The organism is Trinickia sp. LjRoot230 (genome assembly GCF_964253315.1).
GTDB lineage: Bacteria > Pseudomonadota > Gammaproteobacteria > Burkholderiales > Burkholderiaceae > Trinickia.
On record NZ_CAXUQX020000001.1, the window covers coordinates 2466657 to 2487192 of the forward strand.

Sequence of the window (20536 nt, forward strand, 5' to 3'; positions counted from 1 at the left end):
CCGCGCATGTCTTTCGGAGTAGCGTTGATATCGTGCAGCCTGCTATGCCTTGACAATTCGCTCGCCTAAAGCGAGGCCGTGTGCAAACAGGTCTGCGCACCGGTTCGCACCGCGGCCTCGCTGTCGGCCGCTGTTGAGCGCTACGTTGCCACCAGCTCACCGAGATCGAAGTAGCCGTTGTAACCCTTAAGGTAGACCGCGGCCCGATGGCCAAACAGCACCATCGCTTCAGTGCGGGTCTCGAGATCGGCGTAGTCGAATACGAGCGACTTCACTCTCGTGCCAACGGCATAGCGTCGGTTCCACTCGGCCACCCGGGCCGCCGCATCGGTCGGCTGCGCACTGTGCGTCTTTGTATCGTATGGTTGCGCCGTTTCGGAGGCCGCTTTATCGACGGCGGCCCCGGGCGTCTGTACACGGATCGCTTGAACGAGCCGGGTCAGCACATCGTCCGGGCCCAGTTCGTCGAACGTGATCTCCTCGCCGCGTTGCGCTGCAAGCTCGAGCAGGTACTGAATACTCTCGCACCAATGCACGGCGCCCGTGATCTGTTTCGCGAGGCCGTCGGCGATTTTTCTGTTTCCGTATGGTTTCGCCGAAACGTTCGAGATCACCGGAATGGTCGGATCCGCGAACTTGAACGACTTGAGAAACTTTGTAAACGCTTCTCTCGCCGGCTGCATGAAGCGCGAATGAAATGCACCACTCGTATTGAGCGGATAAAAGCGCATCGTGCCAAATTGAAACAGCGGTTGCGCTTTTTCGATTTCGTCGGCGAGGCCGGAGATGACGATCTGCGTCGGCGTGTTGTAATTCGCCACGTCGATATGGGTCAGCTCATGCTCGGCAAGCATTTTCTCTACCTGTTCGCGGTTCGCATTGGTAATGGCCGCCATCGCGCCGCTTTCCATCTGCCCCATCAATTCGCCGCGTTTTTTCACGAGCTTGACGCCCGTTGCGAAATCAAAGCAGCCAGCCGCCAGCAACGCATTGAATTCGCCGAGGCTATGTCCGACGAGGAAGTCCGGACGCTCGCCGGTATCTTCGAGCCTCGCATAGCCGGTCAACGCATTGACCACGAAAAGCGCAGGCTGTGTGAAGCGCGTTTGGTTCAGTTCGTTACGCGGATCTTCCACGCACAATTGCCGGATCGAGTAGCCGAGCACCTCGTCAGCTTCATCGGTCAGTTTTTTGAACCGCTCGAACAACGACTCGCCCATGCCTTTTGCCTGCGAACCCTGCCCCGGAAACATGAATACCTTCATCGCCGCACCTCCATGTCAGTCATCAGTACGATTAGTATTGGCTTACGCATACGGCTGTATTGAGCCCGCCAAAACCGATGCTCACGTTCAACGCGTGTTCGATTGGGGCTGAGCACTCACCGTCACGCACCCAATCGAATCCGGTGTCGATCGGCTCATCGAGATTGCGGCTCGGGTGCAATCGCCCGACTCGCATCTGCACCAGTACCGCGATCAGTTCGAGTGCGCCCGCGGCGCTCAGCCCATGTCCGGTGATGGACTTTGTCGCGTTCATGCGCACACCGCTCAGGCCGCACTCGTGCAGCGCCTGTAGCTCAGTGGCGTCGCCCAGCACGGAGCCGCTGCCGTGCGGGTTCACGTAGTCGATCTGCGCCGGGCGCAGGCCGGCTCGATCGAGCGCACCGCGAATCGCCGACATTTCGCCGGCGACAGACGGGTTCGGCTGGCGGTTTCCATCGACCCCGATCGCCCAGCCAGCGAGCCGCGCATAGGGGCAAACGCCCGCGCGCGGCCGCCCATTCGTGCGCTCGACGACGAGCGCACCGCACGCTTCGCCGAAGATGAAACCGTCCCGCTCGCTGTCGAATGGGCGGCAGGCGCGTTCGGGATGCCGCGTATGGCGATCGGTACCCATCGCGCCGAGCGAACGAAAGCCCTGGCACTCCCAGTAGCTCAGGTCCATCAGCGCGCCGAGCGCAATGCAGGCGTCGACGCGCCCGCTTCGCACTGCCTCGATCGCCTCCAGCACCGCGACTTGTCCGCTCGCCGACGCCCCACCGACCGTGCATGCGAAGCCTCGAATGCCGAACGCTTCGGTGCACAGGCCACAGACATCGCTGTCCATGAACGACAGCGCATAGCTGGGGCGTAAAAACGGCACCCGGCTGCGATAAGCGTCGTGGATCAGCGCCAGCTCCCGCTGCTGGAAGTTCGAGCCGCCGATGACGAGACCGATGCGCGCCGGATCGACATCGGCCAGGTGCGCGTCGCGCCATGCTTCGTCCAGGACCGCGAGCGCCGCCTGACCCGACAGCGTCGCCGTGCGCAGCAGCGACGGCGAGACGGTCGCGGTCTCAGGCAGCGCCATCGCGGCGAGTTCGGCGCCAATGAACGGTTCATGGGGCGGGCTGTCCATCCGCGCTGCATCGCCGTAGCCCGGCCGCTGGCGGCCTGGCCGCTGCATCACGCCGAAACGGTGCCGGCCTTCGAGCAAGGCAGCCGTGAACGCGGCCTGCCCCTGGCCAATCGCCGACAGCACGCCGATGCCGCTGACGATGAGGGGCCCGTTGCGCTCAGGATCGCGCATGGATGATCCCGACCAGCTCGCCGACGTTTTGCGCTTTCGCGAGCTCGGTCAGCGGGATGTTCAGCGACAAGGAGTCCAGCGTCATCATGATGATGTCGACGCGGTCGAGCGAATTGGCGCCCAGCGTACGCAGCGAATCGGTCGGCGCGAACACGTGGGCATGCAGACTGGGCAGTACCTGGCGGATATTTCGGACAACCAGGTCGAACACTTCGTCTTGACTCATGATGGTGTTTCCTCGGGTACGGTGGGAGGCGTGGTGGTAGCTACATTCGCTACGACCCAAACCGGGTTTCGATCCGTTCTTTTACTCCTGGCTGCCGAAACGTCAGCCCATGCAGCGCCACTTCCTGCTCGATCACTTCGGGCAACCGCTGCTTGAGCGGCGCGATGAGATGGCGCTTGAGCGCGGCCAACGAGGCGCGCGGCCGACCAGCCAGGTCTCGGGCCAGCGCCAGCGCATGGGGCACGACCTGCGCGCGCGGCAGCACAGGGAACGGGACGCCACGGCGCTGCAGTTCCTCGCCGCGGTAGGTGGCGGCGCTCAGCATCATTTCGTGCGCGAGCGCTGTACCGAGCTTCTCCGGCAAGATGAGCGTCGACCCCATGCCGGGCGTGAAACCGTATTTCATGAAATTCGCGGTATAGACACTTTCGCGCGACAGCACGACCAGGTCCGCGAACAAGCCCATCACAAAGCCGCCGCCGATGCTGTGCCCCTGCATCGCCGCGACCACTGGGATAGGACAATTCAGCGCAAGGGAGTAGAGGTCGCGATCGACGAATGTGAACTTGCCATCGAACAGGTCGCGCAGGCCGTCTTGCGTGCCGCCGCTCGAGAAGTAGTTGTCGTAGCCGGTGAGCACCACCGCCTTGAGGTCAGCACGTGCGCCGAGCGAGGCGAACGTACCGGTCAGGTCGTCGATCAACGCATCCGTGAACGCGTTCTTGTGCACTCGGTCTTGCATCGTGACGAGCGCGATTCCCGCAGCGGGTTCTGTGACGGTGACGATAGGGCTCATGCTGCCTCCTGCCGGGCCGCCCCAAAGGGGGCAGCAGCCCCCTCGGGGGGCAGCGAACGAATGTGAGCGTGGGGGCTTATGCTCATGCTGCCTCCCACGGAAACCGGCCCGTGGTCACGAAGCGGACGATGTTGCTCAAATTGTGCGGGTCTGAAAACACTTCGACATTGGCGGCTAGCGCATGCGGCTTCGCTTGTGCAAGCGAGCGATCAAGCACAGCGGCATAACGCTTGTAGCGGGCGATCGCAACAGGCTCGAGCCGGCGCAGCCGCAGCAGATGCATACGCAACACGCTCTCGCTGTTGGCATCGCATACGTCGGCGAGCCCCCAAGCCGTTGCTTGCATGGCGGAGATCGGTTGTGTGGTCAACGTCATATAGTTCGCTTTTGCAACCCCGATGCGCCGCACAAGGAACGGCTGCACGCAAGCCGGCATCACGCCGAACAGCAGCTCCGACAAGCTGAAAGTCGCGCCTTCGTCACACACAACGAGGTCGCACGCGGCGACAAAGCCAACCCCGCCCGCGTTCGCCCGGCCGCGCACGTGTGCAATCGTTACGTACGGCCCGTGCGCCAAACGCAGCCATAGCTCGTAAAGCGGACCCGGATGCCGGGTGTCGGGCGCGAGGCCGCCGTCTGCGTGCGCTTGAAGTTCGCGGAAATCGGCGCCGCTGCAAAACACGTCGGGCAACCCTTCGAGCACGACCACCTTCGCATCGGCCTCGCACTCACGCAGCACGGCGCCAAGCTCTTCGATCAGACGCGCATCAATAGCGTTCGCAGCATCTGGACGGTAGATCTGGACGAAGCAGACCGCTTCGTCGAAGCGCACGCGCAGCGTCGCGTAAAAACGGTTTAGCCAATCCATTCGTACTCCCGATGAAACTCGGTGATCTGCTTGAGGAACAACGTTGGTGTGCCGAGTGCACCCCGCACCTCGGACATGAAGTCGGTGTCGACGACCAGGTTGCGCGTGCCGAACTTGAGTTGGCGGCTGCGTTCGAGCAGCGTGTCGTATTGCGCCATCGTCAGTTGATGACGCAGGTCGAGCCGCCCGCCGATATTCATCGCGCGCAGCCGTTCGCGACTCTCGCGGCTCGCAACACCGCTAAAGAACTCGGAGCAACAACCCGAGCCGTATGAGAAGACACCAATGCGCTGCGGCGTGTCGAATACACCGTGTTCAATCGTGCTCGCGAGCGACAGCGCGGCCGTCGCGCCCATGATGTTGCCCACCCGCTGGCAATGTGCGAGCCCGGGCGTCACGCGCCGCGTAAAGTCAGCCTCGATGTCGCTCGGGCTGGCCTGCGCCAACCGGCGCATCATGTGCCGGTGAGCGCCTTTCACCATGCCGCCGAACGGCGTGTGATAGGCAAGGTACGCGAACGTTTGTGCGAAATCGGCGCCCGCAACGCGCTTGCCATATTCGAGGTACGCGTGCTCGCAGCACTCCAGGTAGGCGATCAACGACAAGTCGGTATTGCCGGCGTCGGTGTCCGGCGACGGACGGCACGTGTCCATCACCTCGTAGCCGTAGTAGCCGTTTGCCCCCGCGTCGATGCGAAACACGTGCGGCCGGTCGCTGATGAGCATTGCGACCGCGCCCGATCCGCCGCTTGGCTCGGCGAACGACCAGTCGGCGGACAGCGCATCGCCGCCCTCCTCGATCATGAAGCGTGAAACGTCGGACGCGAGCACCAGTGCCTTGCCGCCCGGCGAGGTCTGCGACAGCACGAAATTGACTGCCATCTGCAAACCGGCGACGCCCGAGTAGCATGCGCTCTTGAGCTCGAACAGCCGGCAGTTGCGGTTCAGCCCGAGCAGATCGTGGCAGTAGGTACTCATCGATTTGCCGAAGTCGAACGCGGACTCCGTGCAGGTGATCACCATCTCGATGCGGTCTCGGTCCTCGGGTGTCATCGCATCGACGATCGGCTTGGCTGCATTGACGGCGAAGCTGACCGGGTCCTCATACGGCAGCGCAACCGACTTCTCCTTCATCATCAGGTTCTCGAACCGGCTCATATCGAGACCGCGATGCATCGCCAGCGCGGTCACGTCGACATACGCCGTGCCTGCAAATACGTTCATCGCTTCTATTCCCACCATGCCCACCATGCTCACGTCGTTCCCCCCAAGAGTGATACGCGATGCAAACTGTAAAGCGTGAAAGCGACCCGCGACGACTAACGAAAATCGAATAGCTTGCGCATGTCCTGCCCTTTGCGCAGACGGTACGCAGCAAAACTGTGACGGTCGCGGAACTGCAAATAGATGTTGCCCGAGAGCACCGCTTCGAACGTCTGGCCAGGCGGCGCGTGATAGGTATGCCCGGGATAGATGCGCGTGTTAGGCGCAATGCGTGCCTTCAGCAGCGCCAGGCTGTCGTACATCGCGTGCGCGCCAGCAAGGTCCGGACACAGGCCGCAACCTTCGTTGAACAGCACATCCCCGCTAAAGAGATGCGAGCCGATCCGGTAGCACACGCAGCCAGGCGTGTGCCCCGGCGTGAAAAACGGCTCGATCCGCAAACGGCCCATCTGCCAGGACGCGCCGTCGAACGGGTCGAATGCGACGAGCCGCTCCGCATGAAAGCCCGATGCGGCGATCTCCTGCGCCGACATCCAGACCGGGCAGCGATGGCGGCCGGAGAGCGGCTGCGCGAGATGCACGTGATCGAAATGCGCGTGCGTGAGCAAGATGCCGCATAGCCGTGCGTCCGCGTCGGCGAGCGCTGCTTCGATCACATCGGCTTGCCACGCAGGATCGATCAGCAACGCGTCACGCGTGAGCGGATCGACCACCAGATAGTTGTTGTTCTTCATCGTCAGGTGGGCAACACGCAGTAGGGTGACGTCCGGCTCGACCTGCGCTGCGGCGCTCGCACTCGTGTTCCAGTTCATGCTTCACTCCGCTTCGCCAAGCTCGTCTGCGCAAAGCGCTCGTCGCCCGCGGCCGAATGCCCCGCTTGCGCTGCGTCGGGCACCAGCGCACGCATGTACAGGCGCTCGAGCGAGACCAGTACATCGCCGTGCGGGCCGAGCAGTTGGATGTCGAATTGATGGACGGTGTCGGATGCCCCCGCTGTCGCATCGCACAGGCGCACGTATGCATAGCAGGCAGGCTTGAGCGGCTGCATGCGTTCGATACTGCCGAGCGCGAATGGCACCAGCGGCGCCATCGGCACCAGCGGCACCTGCGGCGAACGAAGCGCTTGCAGCACCGCCGCCTCGCCTGCGCTCGCGATACCCAGCACGGTTTGCAGCGCACCGTCGATCAGCGCTGGATGCAGCAAGTACTGCCCGAACGTTGCAATGCTCGCATCAGCGATGCGCAACGCCGATAGCGCGAAGCCGTCGCCGATATAGAGGTTCCGGATGGTCCGCAGGCTTGGCCCATAGGCGAAGCCAGCGCGTGCGAGCGCCTCGTAGCACTGCTCGCCTGTCAGCGTCGTCACGGTCTGTGCGCGTAGTGCGTCGATCAGCACGACCGGCTGGGGGAGCGCGCCGCGCCGCGTGTGCGCGCCAGACGCCGCGTACACCACGCGCCCCTCCGCATGCACGACGCGCTCGTTATCATCGTCGAACGATACCGTCACGAAATCCGCGCCGTCGTCGCTCGCCTTGAAAATCGTCTTGACCAGATGCTCGCCCGCGGTCAGCGGCAGCGGACGGTGCCAGACGACGTCTTCGAGCGCACCGACGGTCCGCTCGCCGGCCAGCGTTCCGGCCGCGCATGCAATTTCGACAAAGCCCGCGCCAGGAAAGAGCGGCACGCCGCCGATGCGATGGTCGAGCGCGTACCATGCACCGGCACTGAGGCGCGACGCGAACGATACCTCTCTCAACGTCGACACATTTCCGGCAACCAGCGGATGCAGCCGTGCCGGCTGCGACGCGGCGGGCGTGCGCGGCGCATTATCGGAGAGCCGGTAGCGCGTATTCTCGAACGGGTAACCCGGCAGCGATACACGCGTGGGCTTGGGGTTAGCGACGAAATCGTCCCAATTGAGCGCCGCGCCTTCGATCCAGTACCGAGCAAGCAGTTGCAGTTCGCCGCTCGCATACTGCGCTCGCAAACGCTCACGCTCGTGTGGCGGCAATTCCGTTGTGCCATCACGCGGGTCGGTTCGGCCACGCAGTGCGCGAGCCGATGCCGTGCCGGCACGCGCAAGCGCAAGCTCTTGCGCCAACGCAGCACGATCAGCCGCGATGATTGCCAGTCGCTCGTCCAACGCCTCGCGACCGGTTTGCAGCGTGTAGGCGAGCGCGTCGAGCGATACATCCGGCGCGGCGACCAGCGAATCGTGAAGGCGCCCGGCATATTCGCGCAACTGCGCGTCGCTACGCGCGGATAGCACGATCAATTGCGGCGTGCCGGAGCAGACCCGCGTGTCGTGCGCCGGCACATGTTCCTCGACGATCAGGCATGCGTTGACGCCGCCCGCGCCGAACGCGTTGATCAGCGCGCGGCGCGGTGCGCCGTCCGGTGCGGGCCACGCGGCGAGATCGTGCTGGAGATAAAACGGCGACGCCTCGAGATCGAGGTCCGGATTCGGATCACGCGCATGAAGCGTCGGCACGAACTGGCCATGCCGGAACTGGAGCAGCACCTTCGCGAGGCTGGCCATGCCGGCTGCCGACTCGGCGTGGCCGACGTTCGACTTCACCGACCCGAGCGCGCAAAACCGTCTTCGGGTTGGGCTTGGGGTTAGCTTCGAGTTCGCGGCGCCGCTGAATGCATTCGTCAACGCCGCCACTTCCAGGCAGTCGCCGAGCTGGGTGCCTGTGCCGTGGCCTTCGACGTAGCCAATCGCATCGGGCGGCAAACCGGCCGCGTTCAGCGCGCGTGCGATCAACCTTGCCTGGGCATTCGGGTTCGGTGCCGCATAGCCATTTGCACGACCGCCATGCTCGTACGCGCTGGCGGCGATGACGCCGTGAATGCAGTCGCCGTCGGCAAGCGCGCGCGACAGCGGCTTGAGCACGACTGAGCCGACCCCCTCGCCCGGCACGAAACCGTCGTCGCCCGCACCATAGCTGCGGCACTGCGGCCCGCGCGCAAGCATGCGTCGACGGCACAGCGAGTAATACTTCGACGGATGCAGATAAAGATTCACGCCGCCGGCCACCGCGACTTGGCACTCGCCGCGTCTGAGGCTTTCAGCCGCGAGATGGATCGCAACGAGCGATGACGAACACGCGGTATCGACAGGCATGCTCGGCCCTTGAAAGTCGAACACATAAGACACGCGGTTGGCAATCGACCACGGCATCGACGCCGGCGCGGCCATGTTGCCGCGTTGCCATTCTTCCTGCGCAAGCATTTGGTACGAGTGCGTCGTTACACCGCAGAACACGCCTACGTCCGCGCTACGTTCCTTCGGGTAGCGGCGCTTGAGCGTGTCGCGCGTGTAGCCGGCGTCCTCGAACGCGTGCCATACCGACTGCAGGAACAGGCGCTCTTGCGGGTCGATCAGCGCGGCATCGTCAGGCGCGATGCCGAAGAACGCTGCGTCGAACGCGTCGATGTCGTCGAGAAAGCCACCCCAGCGGTGGTAGAGGCAGCCGTGCTCGGCGTGGTCCGGGTCCGGGTCGAACGATGCCGATGCGTCCCAGCGGTCGGCAGGCACGTCCCGGATCAAGTCGCGGCCGGCGCGCAGGTTGTCCCAGAGCGCATCGAGATGCGCTGAGCCGGGCAACCGAGTGTGGATGCCGATAATCGCGATCTTCTCGTCAACTCGGATGGGCGGTGCGTTCAGGTTTGCTGCACGGTGCGCCGCATGGCCGTCAGCGTCTTTTGGCGCGTCGGCCACCGCACCCGCACTCGGTGCGAGCAGGCGCCGCAGCGCGGGACGCGCGCGATCGAGCAGATGAGCTGCCAGCTCGCCGATCGACGGATACTCATAGAGCAGCGTTTTCGGCAGCGCGCCGATGTCTTGTTCCAATGCTGCATTGAGCTGGCTTGCAATGATCGAATCCACGCCGAACGTATCGAAATGCGCGTGCGTATCGATCCGTTCGGCCGGCAGTTTGATCTGTTCGGACAGCAGCCGTTTCAAGTATTGCGCGACGGCACATTCGAGCGCCGCATCGGAGGGTAGCGGCGCGGTGCCTGCGATATCGTCCGGGCTTGCAGATGCCTCCCTTTCAGGCGGTGTCGCGAGGAACGCTTCGATGCGTGCAGGCTCGCCGTATAGCGGGATGACCTGCGTGGCGGCACTGCTGATGCACTGCTCCCAGCTCAGGAGGCCAAGCGCTGTCGGCAACGGATGGAGGCCGGTACGCGCGCGCATCCGTTCGATTTCGTCCGTCGCGATAGACATGCCGCCCGCTTCCCAAAACGGCCAGCCGATCGACAACGTCTTGCCGCGACGCGTGCCGGCGCGCGCGCGAGCAACGCGTTCGTCGGCGTACGCGTCGACAAAGCGGTTTGCATACGCGTAGTCCGTCTGCCCTACGCTGCCTGCGATGCCCGCAACCGACGAGAACAACACGAACAGATCGAGCGGCTCGTCGCGCGTCGCGAGATCGAGGTGGATCGTACCGGCGATCTTTGCTGCGAATACCGCCTTCATCTCGGCACGCGTCTTGTTCCGTGCCAGCGAATCGCGGTGCACACCCGCGCAATGAATCACACCGTCGAGCCGCGCAAATCGCTGCTTCGCAGCAGCGACGAGCGCTTCGGCTTGCATGGAATCCGCTACGTCGGCCTGCACGTAGATGGCGTCGCCGCCATGCTCGCGCAGTTGTGCGAGCCTGCGCTCGCGCGTCGCATCGAGTGCCGAGCGCCCGCTCAGCACGAGGCACGCCCGGCAGGTTTTCGCCAAATGCTCGCTCAATGCATATCCGACGCCGCCGAGTCCGCCCGTTATCAGGTAGACGCCGCCGTGACGGATCGCGGCGCCGGCATCGGCGCTGATGGCTGCTATCGATGAGGCCGCCGCCGGCTCGATGCGCCGGACTTCGCGCCGCGTGATCGCAGCGGCGCTCGCATCGTCAGACGCGGTGTAGCGGACTTCGCCGTCGCGCCACGCCGCATCGTCCAGTTCCGCAGCTACGTGCCGCGCCGCCACGTCGTGCGTCATCGATGACGAAAGCGCCAGCGTCTTGCCGGCCAAGCGCGGCGTTTCCAGCGCGAGACTGCGCAGGTAGCCGCTCGTCGCGTCGTGCAGCGGCGCATGCGCGTCGCTGATGCGCAAGGACACGATACGAACACCATCGCGCGCGCTATTGCGCAACAGCGCACGACACAATGCATGCAGCGTGAAGATTCCACGTTCGAGCTGTTGTTCGGTGTCGCCGTCTGCGCGTATGCAATGAACGATCGCTTGCGGAATCTGTGAACGCTGCCGCAACGTGTCCAGCAGGCGGTCCACGTCGGCCTCGTTCATGGGATCGAACGTGAATCGATCGACGTTCAACTCGCGATATGCGTCGCCGCTCGCAGCGACGACGATGGGCACAGGCGCTGCGCGCGCAAACGCAGCCGCGAACGCATCGGTCGCATCGACAAGCAGCACCACGCCGGGGAGCGCCGGCGCACCGCCTACCGAGGTGGCAAGCGGGGGCAATTCCGCTATGCGCCACGCCGGGGCGTAGTGCGTCAGTTGCGGTGCGGGAGTGCCTACCGGCGAGACGGAGGACATCCCAGCCGGCGTGATCCAATAACGTTCTTTCGCAAACGGATAGGTCGGCAACGACACGCGGCGCACCGTGCCGGCCGCATGCAGCCGAGCCCAATCGATCTCGACACCCGCAACCCACAGCTTCGCAAGCTTCGTCAGGTCGCGCTGCTGCAGCGCGACGCGCACCAACGCCGCGCCCGCCTCGCCTTCGATCAGCGCGCTCGCGCCGCTGCGCCCATCGCGCGCGCTGCCCACGTGGACGTCGTGCGGCGCCGCAGCGCCGCTGCCCGTGTGGTCAAGCCATTGCGCAAGCTTGTCGCGCAATGCATCGGCGTCGGCGGCAATCATCGCGACGCGTTCGTCCAGCGACGTGCGTCCGACCTGCAACGTGTAGGCAATATCGGCCAATTGCAACGCGCCGCCCCCTTGCTCGACGAACGCGAGCAGCTTATACGCGTATGCGCGCAACGATGTGCGATCACGCGCCGACAGCAGGAACACCTCGGGGCGTGGCTCGTGCGACGACATGCGCGCGTCGTCAAATGCCTCCAGGATCAGATGCGCGTTGGCCCCGCCCGCGCCGAACGAACTGACACAGGCGCGCGGCGGCCGGCCGGCATGCTGTGGCCAGTCGGCGAGCGAGGTTTGAACGCGAAACGGCGTCGCGCCGAAGTCGATGTGCGGATTAAGCACCTCGGCATGCAGCGAAGGCGCGAATTGCCGGTGCCGAAACTGAAGCAGCACTTTCGTCACCGCTGCTATACCGGCCGCCGATTCGAGATGACCGATGTTCGATTTCACCGAGCCGATCGCGCACGCCGCAGGCGGTAGCGGCGTAGCCCCCGCTGCTTGCACGAACGCGCGGGTGAGGCCGGCGATTTCGATCGGATCGCCAAGCGACGTGCCGGTTCCGTGCGTCTCGACATAGTCGATGTCGTGCGGTGCGACGCCCGCCTGGGCGAGGGTGTCGCGAATCAGTTCTGCCTGCGCGACAGGGTTCGGCACGGTGTAGCCGTTCGTTTTGCCGCCGTGATTGAGCGCGCTCGCTTTGACGACGGCGTAAATCTGATCGCCATCGGCTAGCGCGCGCGAAAGCGGCTTGAGCAGCACTGCACCCACGCCTTCGCCCGGCACATATCCGTCGCCGCCTGCGCCGAAGCTGCGGCAGCGGCCGTCGCTCGAGACGAAACCGCCCTGGCTCAGCAGCAGATATTTGTCCGGATGCACCGTCACGTTGACGCCGCCGGCGAGCGCGGCGTCGAGCGTGCCGTTGCGCACGGCCTCGATCGCCAAGTGCAACGCGCTTAGCGACGACGAACACATCGAGTCGAGCGCCAAGCTCGGGCCGTGAAAATCGAAGAAATAAGATACGCGGTTCGCAATCGACGCAAACGACGAACTCGGTATGGACGTCTGCCCAGGCTGCGCGCCGTACAGTTCGTACTGCCCCCACATCGCGCCGACATAAACGCCCACGCGCTGTCCGGCGAAGCTGGCTTTGCTGTGGCCCGCGTCTTCGAGCGTCTCCCATGCGACTTCGAGGAAGAGACGTTCTTGTGGGTCCATCAGCTCGGCCTCCCGTGGCGAGATGCCGAACAATAGCGGATCGAATAGATCGACGCCGTTCAGAAAGCCGCCCCAGCGGCTGTAGGTCTTGCCCGGCCGATTGCGCTGCGGATCGAAGATACGCGCATGGTCCCAACGCTGCGGCGGCACCTCGGAGATACAGTCGCGCCCATCGCGCAGGTTGCGCCAGAACGACTGCAAGTCGTCGGCCTCGGGATAGCGACCGGCCACGCCGACGATCGCCACGGCGTCGCCTTGCGCCGCGCGCGGCGCTGGCAACCCTGGGCGCGGTGGTGGCAGCGGCCATCGGCCGGCCCGTTGCAGCGCGAGGTGGGATTCGTTTTGCGATGCGTTTTGCGATGCGTTTTGCGGCGCCGAGGCAGGCGCGCTGCCCGCTCGCACGCGGACGTGCTGCGGGAACGCGTCGGCAAGATAGTGTGCGAGCGCGGCGAGCGTTTGATATTCGAACAGCAGCGTTTTCGATAGCGTGCCGAAGCGCTGCTCGAGGCGCTGTATGAACTGCATCGCAAGCACCGAATCGATGCCGTATCGCTCGAGCGGCGCGTGGCGATCGATGTCGTCCGGCCGCAGTCTGAGCAGCGCGGCGAACTCGTCGGCGACGAAGCGCGCTGCCTGCTCGCGCAATGCGTCACCGGCGGGATCGGGTTCGATGGTGCGATCGGGTTCGAAGACGGGTTCGACCGGTGCGGCGGCGCCATGGGTGTCCAGCACGCGCAGCAGCCGCTCGACATCCCCCGCTGCGACGACGATATGGGCCGCGTCACCCGCCAACGCCGCGGCGAACGCATGCATGCCGGTCGCGGTTTGCATCGGCTCCATCCCCGAGACGCTGGCAAGCCGCACCGCCGCATCAGCATCGATGCGCATACCCCCCTCCTGCCATAACGGCCAGCCGATCGATCGCGTGCGACCACGCCGCTCGCCCGCCGCGACGAGCGCGTTGCGCTGCGCCGCGAAACGATCCATAAAGCCGTTGGCGGCAGCATAGTCAGCCTGACCGACATTGCCAAACGATGCCGCAATCGACGAAAACAGCACGAAAAACGCGAGATCGAACTCGCGCGTCGCGCGATCGAGATGGACAGTGCCGCACACCTTCGGCTCAAGCACGTCGGCAAAAGCCGCGTCGGTCTTGTTGACGATCAGGCTGTCGTTCAGCGTGCCCGCGCTATGCAGCACGCCGTCAAGCGTGCCATATGCTTCGACAATGTCGGCAACGAGCGCATCGACTTCGGTTGCGCTTGCGAGATCGACGCGCCGGTAGACGAGCCGCCGTGCATCGACCGACCACGCGTCAGTCCAGACACGCATCCGTGTGCGGCGGGGGTCGTCCAGTTCCGCGCGGCCGGTCAGGATGACGGTGGCATGCATGGTGCGGCTCAGGATCTCGCGAGCGAAGCATTGGCCAAGACCGCCCAGGCCGCCTGTGATCAGATAGACGCCGCCGTCGCGAAAAGCATGCGATGGCGCGCCGTCGATTCGTTGTGCGCGCCAACGCCGCACGTAGGGGACCGCGCCCTCGGTGGGCGAGCCAAAGCGCAGCAGCCGTTCGCCGGCGCAACGGCGCGCATCTGAAAGTTGGGCGGCAAGCGTCGAAGTGTCGACAGCGTCGTCGGTCAGCACAAGCTGCGCGCGCACGTGCGGCAGCTCGCTGCATGCCGTGTCGATCAGACCCGACAGCCCCGCGAGCAACGCGTCGTCGCGGCCGCCGATCACCAGTTGATAAAGCAGCAGCGTACCCGCAGCGTCGGCGTCAGCAGCATGGGCGGCCAGCGTGCGCAAGTGCGCGACGCAAGCGAGCGCGGCGGCGCGGTAGCGTTCGGCGTCGAACACTTGAGCCGGCAACGCGAGCGGCGCAGCGACGATGCTATTGGCCTGCCCTAGCTGCCCGGCGAGCTGCCCAGCGTCGACGTTCGGCAAGTCGCACAGCACCACCTGCCAATCCGCCAGGCCCCCCGGCGACGCCGTTGTTTCATCGAGGGTGATCGACTCCCATACGGGCTGCGCGATCAACGCAGGCTGCGCGGCGGCGGCACGCCACGCGCGCAACGCAAGGCCGCTCGCGCGTACCCGGACCCGGCCGTCGGCATCGCATAGATCGATGTCGAGCCTCGTCACAGGTTGGCCGTGACCGTGACCACTCTGCGCGCCAGCCGCATGGCGCACCCATGCGAACATGCGCGGCGCGCACTCGCCGAGCACCACTAGCGAATCGAGCGCAAACGGCATCGCGGGCGTATCCGGCAGGCGAGCCCAGTCTGCCACGAGGCCGAGCGACGCCTGTAGCGCGCCGTCGAGCAAGCCCGGAGGCAACGGCAAAGCGCGTTCGGGCACATCGGCGAGCGCGAGTTCCGCAAGCACCTCATCGACCCCGCAAGCGAGCGTGCGGACGGTGCGAAACGACGACCCATAATGGATGCCCATCGCCGCGAACGCGCCATAGACTTCATCAGCGCTGCATGCGCGAGCCGTGATCCGCCCACGCAGCGCGGCAAGATCGACTGCGGACGCGGACGCCGGCTCGCCGGCGCCTGCGCCGGCGAGCGGCAGTGCATGCCCCTGGCAATGCTCGATCCGCGCGTCGCCGTCGTTGCTGTACACGGCGAAATCGATGCGACTGTTAGCGCCGGCCGTCAACTCGATCGCAACGTGCACCGGCGCATCGACGACGAGCGGCCGCACCCATGCGACGTCGCGGATATCCCACGCCACCGGCCTCATGTCCGCAGGCAGCGCAAATTCGACCGCCGCGCGCGCCATTTCCAGATACGCGGCCGCCGGCAACACTTTATGCGCGCCAGCTGCGCCGACATCGACTCGATGATCGGCAAGGAACGCTTCGTCGCCGGTGAAACATGCCGTGTAACGCTGCTGGAATAGATCCGATGCGTTTGCGTGCAGCAGCGGATGCAGGTGCACGGCGTCCGTTGTACGCCGTCTATCTGCCGCGTTGCGAGCAATCCAGTAGCGCTCCTTCGCGAACGGATAGGCCGGCAGTGACAGCAACCGCGGCACGTGCGCGCCGTAAAATCCGCGCCAGTCGAACGTGAAGCCGTTCACCCACAACCGGGCGAGCCGCTCAAGTTTTCCTCGCGCGATCCAGCGCTCGACCGTCGACAGCATGTCCTCGTCGTGACTGAGCGCGGCAAACTCGTCTTGCGCGCGCGCATCGGAGGCGTCGAAGCAGCCATCGATGCCGTGCTTTCCATTGCAATACGCGCGCAACTTCTCAAGCAGCGTGTCGCGCGAATCGACGAGGAACGCAACGCGCGCGTCCATCCCTTCGCGGCCGACCTGCAGCGTGTAAGCCAATGCCGAAAGGTCCACGCCCGCGTCAGCAGACGCGGACGCCCGTTCGAGAAACGCCAGCAGGTCGCGCGCCTTGTGCAACAGTTGCGCATGGGTGCGCGCGGATAGCGGCACGATCACCTCGCGGCGCCCGGCGTGGACTGCAGCCGGCTCCGGTCGGGCAGGCACGTATTCCTCGACGATGACGTGAGCGTTCGAGCCGCCCGCGCCGAACGACGATACCCCCGCGACTCGCGGCAAAGCGCGCCCGTCGACCAACGGCGCGGCCCATTCGGCCAGCGTCTGGTTCACGACGAACGGCGTCGTAGCGAAGTCGATGTGCGGATTGAGCACCGCCGAATGCAGCGATGGCGCGATCTGCCGATGCCGCATCTGGAGCAGGACCTTCGTCAGTCCGGCAATGCCCGCGGCCGACTCGCAATGACCGATATTCGATTTCACCGAGCCAATCGCACACGCTGTGCGCGCATCGGCGACGTCGCGAAATACCTCGGCGAGTGCGGCGATTTCGATCGGATCGCCGAGCTTCGTGCCGGTGCCGTGCGCCTCGATGTAGCTGACGCGGCGCGGATCGACGCCGGCACGCCGCAGTGCCGCGCGCACGACGCTCGTCTGCGCCTTGGGGTTCGGCACCGAGTAGCCGTTGGTCTTGCCGCCATGGTTCACCGCGCTGCCGCGGATCAGACCGTAGATCGGGTTGCCGTCACGCTCGGCATCGGCGAGACGCTTGAGCACGGCGACGCCGACACCTTCGCCGGGGATATAGCCGTCGCTGCCCTCGCCGAAACTTTGACAATGTCCGTCGCTCGAGATGTATTGGCCCGCGCTCAGGATCAGATACTTGTTCGGGTGAATCGTGACGTTGACCCCGCCCGCGAGCGCGAGCGAGGTGCGGCCCGACCGGAGATCCTCGCACGCGAGGTGCATGGCGGTGAGCGACGACGAGCACATCGAGTCGAGCGTCAAACTCGGACCGTGCAGGTTCAGAAAATACGACACGCGGTTCGCGATGCTTGCGTAGCTGACCGGCACCGCAATGCGGCGATCCGCCGCGCCCGCCTCGACACCGAACAACTGGTACTCGCCATACATCACGCCAACGTACACGCCAACCTGCCCTGGCAAATCGAACGCATGCGGAATCTGGAGGCTCGCGCGCGTGTAGCCGGCGTCTTCGATCGCCATCCACGCGTGCTGAAGGAAGAGGCGCTCTTGCGGGTCGATCCGCTCGGCATCGACCGGAGGGATATGAAAGAACAGTGGATCGAATTCGTCGACGCCATCGATGAAACCGCCCCAGCGGCTATAGTGCGCGCCGACGCGGGTGCGCTCGGCGCTGTAGTATTCGCGCCAATCCCAGCGCTCGCGCGGAATCTCGACGATGCAGTCCCGCCCCTCGCTCAGATTGCGCCAATACGCGTCGAGGTCCGGCGCTTGTGGATAACGGCCGCTGAGGCCGACGATCGCGATCGGTTCGGCTGCTTCGGCTGCTTCGGCCGCTTCGAACGCTTCGTGGCCTGGAAGATCCGCGGCCGGCGAACGGCGCGCGCCGCGGCGGACATGCACGGCACGACTGGCACCCGCGACGACGGGAGCCACGGCAGCCATGGGGGCGATGGCCTGAGTCCGCCGCGGCAGTGCAAAAAGCGCCTCCAGCGTCGTGCTGTGAGCGCGCAAGAAGTACTGGGTCAGCTCGTCGATACTCTGATGCTCGAAAAACAGCGTCTTCGAAAGCGGCCCGAATGTCTTTTCGAGCTGCCTGGTCAGATCCACCGCAACAATCGAGTCGATTCCGTACTGTTCGAGCGGCGCGTGCGCATCGATCTGGTGATACGGCATGCCGAATTGTTCCGCAAACCGCTTGCGCAGGTAGTCGCGCGTCGCGTCGGCCAGCGCGGGAGCGTCGGTGACGTGGCGCGCATCGGATGGCACGAACGGAGCATGCAATGCGTCAGCGGTAGTCGTGCCGAAAAGCGCTCGGCGCATGCGTGCGAGCTCGCCTTCGATGACAACGGTGCGCGCATGCGGTGACGCCAGGCTGCGCGCGAAAGCCGTCATCCCAGAGCGGGTTTGCAGCGGGACCATGCCGCTTACCTCGCGCAGTGCCGCCGCGGTTCGCGACGGCATGCGCATGCCGCCATCCGCCCACAGCGCCCAGTCGATTGCGAGCGTCTTACCGTGCCGTGCGCCCGAGGCGACAAGATCTTCGCGGTAGCTGGCGAACTCGTCGAGAAAGCCATTCGCCGCAGCGTAGTCCCCCTGTCCGGCGTTGCCGGCCACCGATACCGCGGACGAAAAAAGCACGAAGAAGTCGAGTTCCGTATGCGCGGTCGCCTGATCGAGGTTCATCGTGCCGTGCACCTTAGGCGCGAGCACATCTTCGAATGTCCGCACCGATTTATGCGTAAGCAATCCGTCGCAAATCATGCCGGCAGCATGCAGCACACCATGCAATCGGCCGTACTGCGCTAGCGTTTCGTCGATCGTTCGCCGCACGTCGTCCGCGTCGAGCAAGTTCATGCTCCGGTATGCGACGCGTGCGCGCATTGCCGCGTCCGGGGCAAGCGCATCCAGCTTCGCATCGATTTGAGCGGACGGTTGAGCGCGGCCGGTCAGCACGACGCGCGCCGCATGGGTCCGCGCGAGGATCTCGCAGGCGAACAACGTGCCTAGCCCGCCGAGGCCGCCCGTGATCAGATACGTGCCGTGCTCGGCGAACGCGGGCAACCGGTCGCCGGATTCGAAGTCGGACTCCGGATCGTCGGCAAGCGGTGCCCAACTGCGCGTCTCGCAGGTGTCGCGCAGACAACGCACGACGGGTGGCGCATCGGGCCAAGCGCTGGCGCTGAGTTGCGCGGCCAACCGCTCGGCGTCGAGCTCGGCGCAAACGAGCATCACCTGCGCAGCGAGACGCCCGGGTGCTTCGCGTACCGCCGAGCGCAGCAGACCGGACAGCCCGGCCAGCAGCCGCTCGTCGGCCGTATCGGCGATAACGAGGTGCACGAACGTCGTACGCTCGGCCCGGGCGTCGATCACCGCGCGCAGTGCATCGAAGCAGGCGAGCGCCGCCGCGGCGTAGCGCTCGGCGACGGACTGACCCTCGGCTGGCAACGCCTGGCATACGGCACCGGGAAGCGCGGCTTGCAGCGCGTCGAGCGGCACAGGCAACCGAGCCCCCGCCAGCACGAGATGCCGCATATCGTGCGGCGCCTCCCCGCGCGCTTGGCGCGGCGCGGCATGCCATACCGGTCGTGCAATAACGACGCCATTACCAGCCGTGGTCGTGCCGCCCGTCTTCGCGAGCGTGCGCGTCGCAAAGCCACGCAGCGTCGCGCAGACGTCGCCCGCTTCGTCGCACAGATCAATATCGAACCGGTCGGCCGTTTCGTCGTCGGCATAGCGAATCCACGCGTACATACGAGGCGTACACTCGGCGAACACCCGCAGCGAATCAAGCGAGAACGGCAGCGACAGCTCGCGCGGCAGCGTGTCGAGCGCATCGAGCAGACCGATCGACGCTTGCAGCGCACCATCCAACATGCTCGGATGCAGCCGGAACGCGCCGAGCGACCGGTGCGCGGCACCGGCCATGTCGTGCGCCTGCCTCGCACCCGCGTGCGCAGGCAATGCAAGCCGGGCAAGTGCTTCGCGCGGCGCGCGCAACACGCATTCGATCGCCTGGTGCGCGGGACCGAAACGCATGCCCATCGTTCGGTAAGCCGCATAGATCGCTGCCGCGTCGAGCCGCGTCCCACGCATCCTGGCTTCGAGCGAAGCGATATCGAGACGCGCGGGCCGCGGCGCGCGCGCGACGCGTGCGATGCCGCAACAATGCACGTCGGCGTCGGCCGCTGCGCCGAGCACTTCGAAGCGGACCACTGGATCGTCGGCTTCGTCAGCGTCGGCCCCGGCATCGACGGAAAGCGCGATACGCACGTCCGCTCGAGGCGCTGCGATGACCGGCCTTGACCAGACGACGTCATCGAGCTGCACCGGCGCATCGGCGTCGAGGCCAGGCAGCGCATCGACGAGCGCGGCCCGCGCCATTTCCAGATAGACGACCGCCGGAAGCATCCTGACCGGAGGCTCACCACCCGTCGCGATCTGATGATCGTCGAGAAAAAATTCGGTCCCGTCGAAGATCGATCGATAGCACTGTCGAGACAGGTCGGACTCATTCCGATGCAGCAGCGGATGCCCTATTTGCGGGTGGTTGTGCGCAATGGCCGGTGCCTGGTGCGAAAACTGCCCGAGTAGATCGAGTGCATCGGCCTTCGACAGCCGTCTACGCTGAAACTCCGCTACAACGTATTCGATGAAATCCATCATTAATCGCTCTGTTTTGCATGAGGCTTACCGCCGCATACACCCACGATCCACTGCTGTGCCAGGCGCCCGGTTGGGCGTACGGCACACCCAT

The 20536-nt window shown here is 65.2% G+C and carries 8 protein-coding genes; all 8 read right to left on the reverse strand.

The window, feature by feature from the left end; all coding sequences use genetic code 11:
- Nucleotides 1-140 precede the first annotated feature (140 nt).
- Nucleotides 141-1265, reverse strand: a complete 1125-nt coding sequence (gene fabD / locus ACSQ20_RS11510; protein ID WP_436019999.1) for an ACP S-malonyltransferase — start codon at nucleotides 1263-1265, stop codon at nucleotides 141-143.
- Between the two features lie 31 nt (nucleotides 1266-1296).
- Nucleotides 1297-2571 (reverse strand): beta-ketoacyl synthase N-terminal-like domain-containing protein, encoded by a 1275-nt coding sequence (locus ACSQ20_RS11515; RefSeq protein ID WP_436020001.1) that lies wholly within the window; start codon nucleotides 2569-2571, stop codon nucleotides 1297-1299.
- A complete protein-coding gene (locus ACSQ20_RS11520) occupies nucleotides 2558-2797 on the reverse strand; it encodes an acyl carrier protein (protein ID WP_436020003.1) in 240 nt (79 codons plus the stop codon). Before ACSQ20_RS11520 ends, ACSQ20_RS11515 begins: the two co-directional genes overlap by 14 nt.
- Nucleotides 2798-2846: 49 nt before the next feature.
- Nucleotides 2847-3593, reverse strand: coding sequence for a polyketide synthase (locus tag ACSQ20_RS11525; RefSeq protein ID WP_436020005.1), 747 nt, complete (start codon nucleotides 3591-3593; stop codon nucleotides 2847-2849).
- 82 nt (nucleotides 3594-3675) lie between these two features.
- Complete coding sequence (locus tag ACSQ20_RS11530; protein ID WP_436020007.1) at nucleotides 3676-4461, reverse strand: enoyl-CoA hydratase/isomerase; 786 nt, start codon at nucleotides 4459-4461, stop codon at nucleotides 3676-3678.
- A complete protein-coding gene (locus ACSQ20_RS11535) occupies nucleotides 4449-5702 on the reverse strand; it encodes a hydroxymethylglutaryl-CoA synthase family protein (protein WP_436023052.1) in 1254 nt (417 codons plus the stop codon). The genes ACSQ20_RS11530 and ACSQ20_RS11535 overlap by 13 nt, the downstream gene beginning before the upstream one ends.
- A gap of 77 nt (nucleotides 5703-5779) precedes the next feature.
- Nucleotides 5780-6496 carry an MBL fold metallo-hydrolase gene (locus tag ACSQ20_RS11540; RefSeq protein ID WP_436020009.1) on the reverse strand — a complete coding sequence of 239 codons (717 nt, stop codon included), beginning with the start codon at nucleotides 6494-6496 and terminating at the stop codon, nucleotides 5780-5782.
- On the reverse strand, nucleotides 6493-20445 hold the full coding sequence (locus tag ACSQ20_RS11545) for an SDR family NAD(P)-dependent oxidoreductase (protein WP_436020011.1): 13953 nt from the start codon (nucleotides 20443-20445) through the stop codon (nucleotides 6493-6495). The genes ACSQ20_RS11540 and ACSQ20_RS11545 overlap by 4 nt, the downstream gene beginning before the upstream one ends.
- Nucleotides 20446-20536: the final 91 nt, after the last annotated feature.

Excerpts from the sequence above, each read along its gene's own strand:
- fabD (WP_436019999.1), bottom strand. The coding sequence starts at position 1,265 with ATGAAGGTATTCATGTTTCCGGGGCAGGGTTCGCAGGCAAAAGGCATG.
- ACSQ20_RS11515 (WP_436020001.1), bottom strand. The coding sequence starts at position 2,571 with ATGCGCGATCCTGAGCGCAACGGGCCCCTCATCGTCAGCGGCATCGGC.
- ACSQ20_RS11520 (WP_436020003.1), bottom strand. The coding sequence starts at position 2,797 with ATGAGTCAAGACGAAGTGTTCGACCTGGTTGTCCGAAATATCCGCCAG.
- ACSQ20_RS11525 (WP_436020005.1), bottom strand. The coding sequence starts at position 3,593 with ATGAGCCCTATCGTCACCGTCACAGAACCCGCTGCGGGAATCGCGCTC.
- ACSQ20_RS11530 (WP_436020007.1), bottom strand. The coding sequence starts at position 4,461 with ATGGATTGGCTAAACCGTTTTTACGCGACGCTGCGCGTGCGCTTCGAC.
- ACSQ20_RS11535 (WP_436023052.1), bottom strand. The coding sequence starts at position 5,702 with ATGGTGGGAATAGAAGCGATGAACGTATTTGCAGGCACGGCGTATGTC.
- ACSQ20_RS11540 (WP_436020009.1), bottom strand. The coding sequence starts at position 6,496 with ATGAACTGGAACACGAGTGCGAGCGCCGCAGCGCAGGTCGAGCCGGAC.
- ACSQ20_RS11545 (WP_436020011.1), bottom strand. The coding sequence starts at position 20,445 with ATGATGGATTTCATCGAATACGTTGTAGCGGAGTTTCAGCGTAGACGG.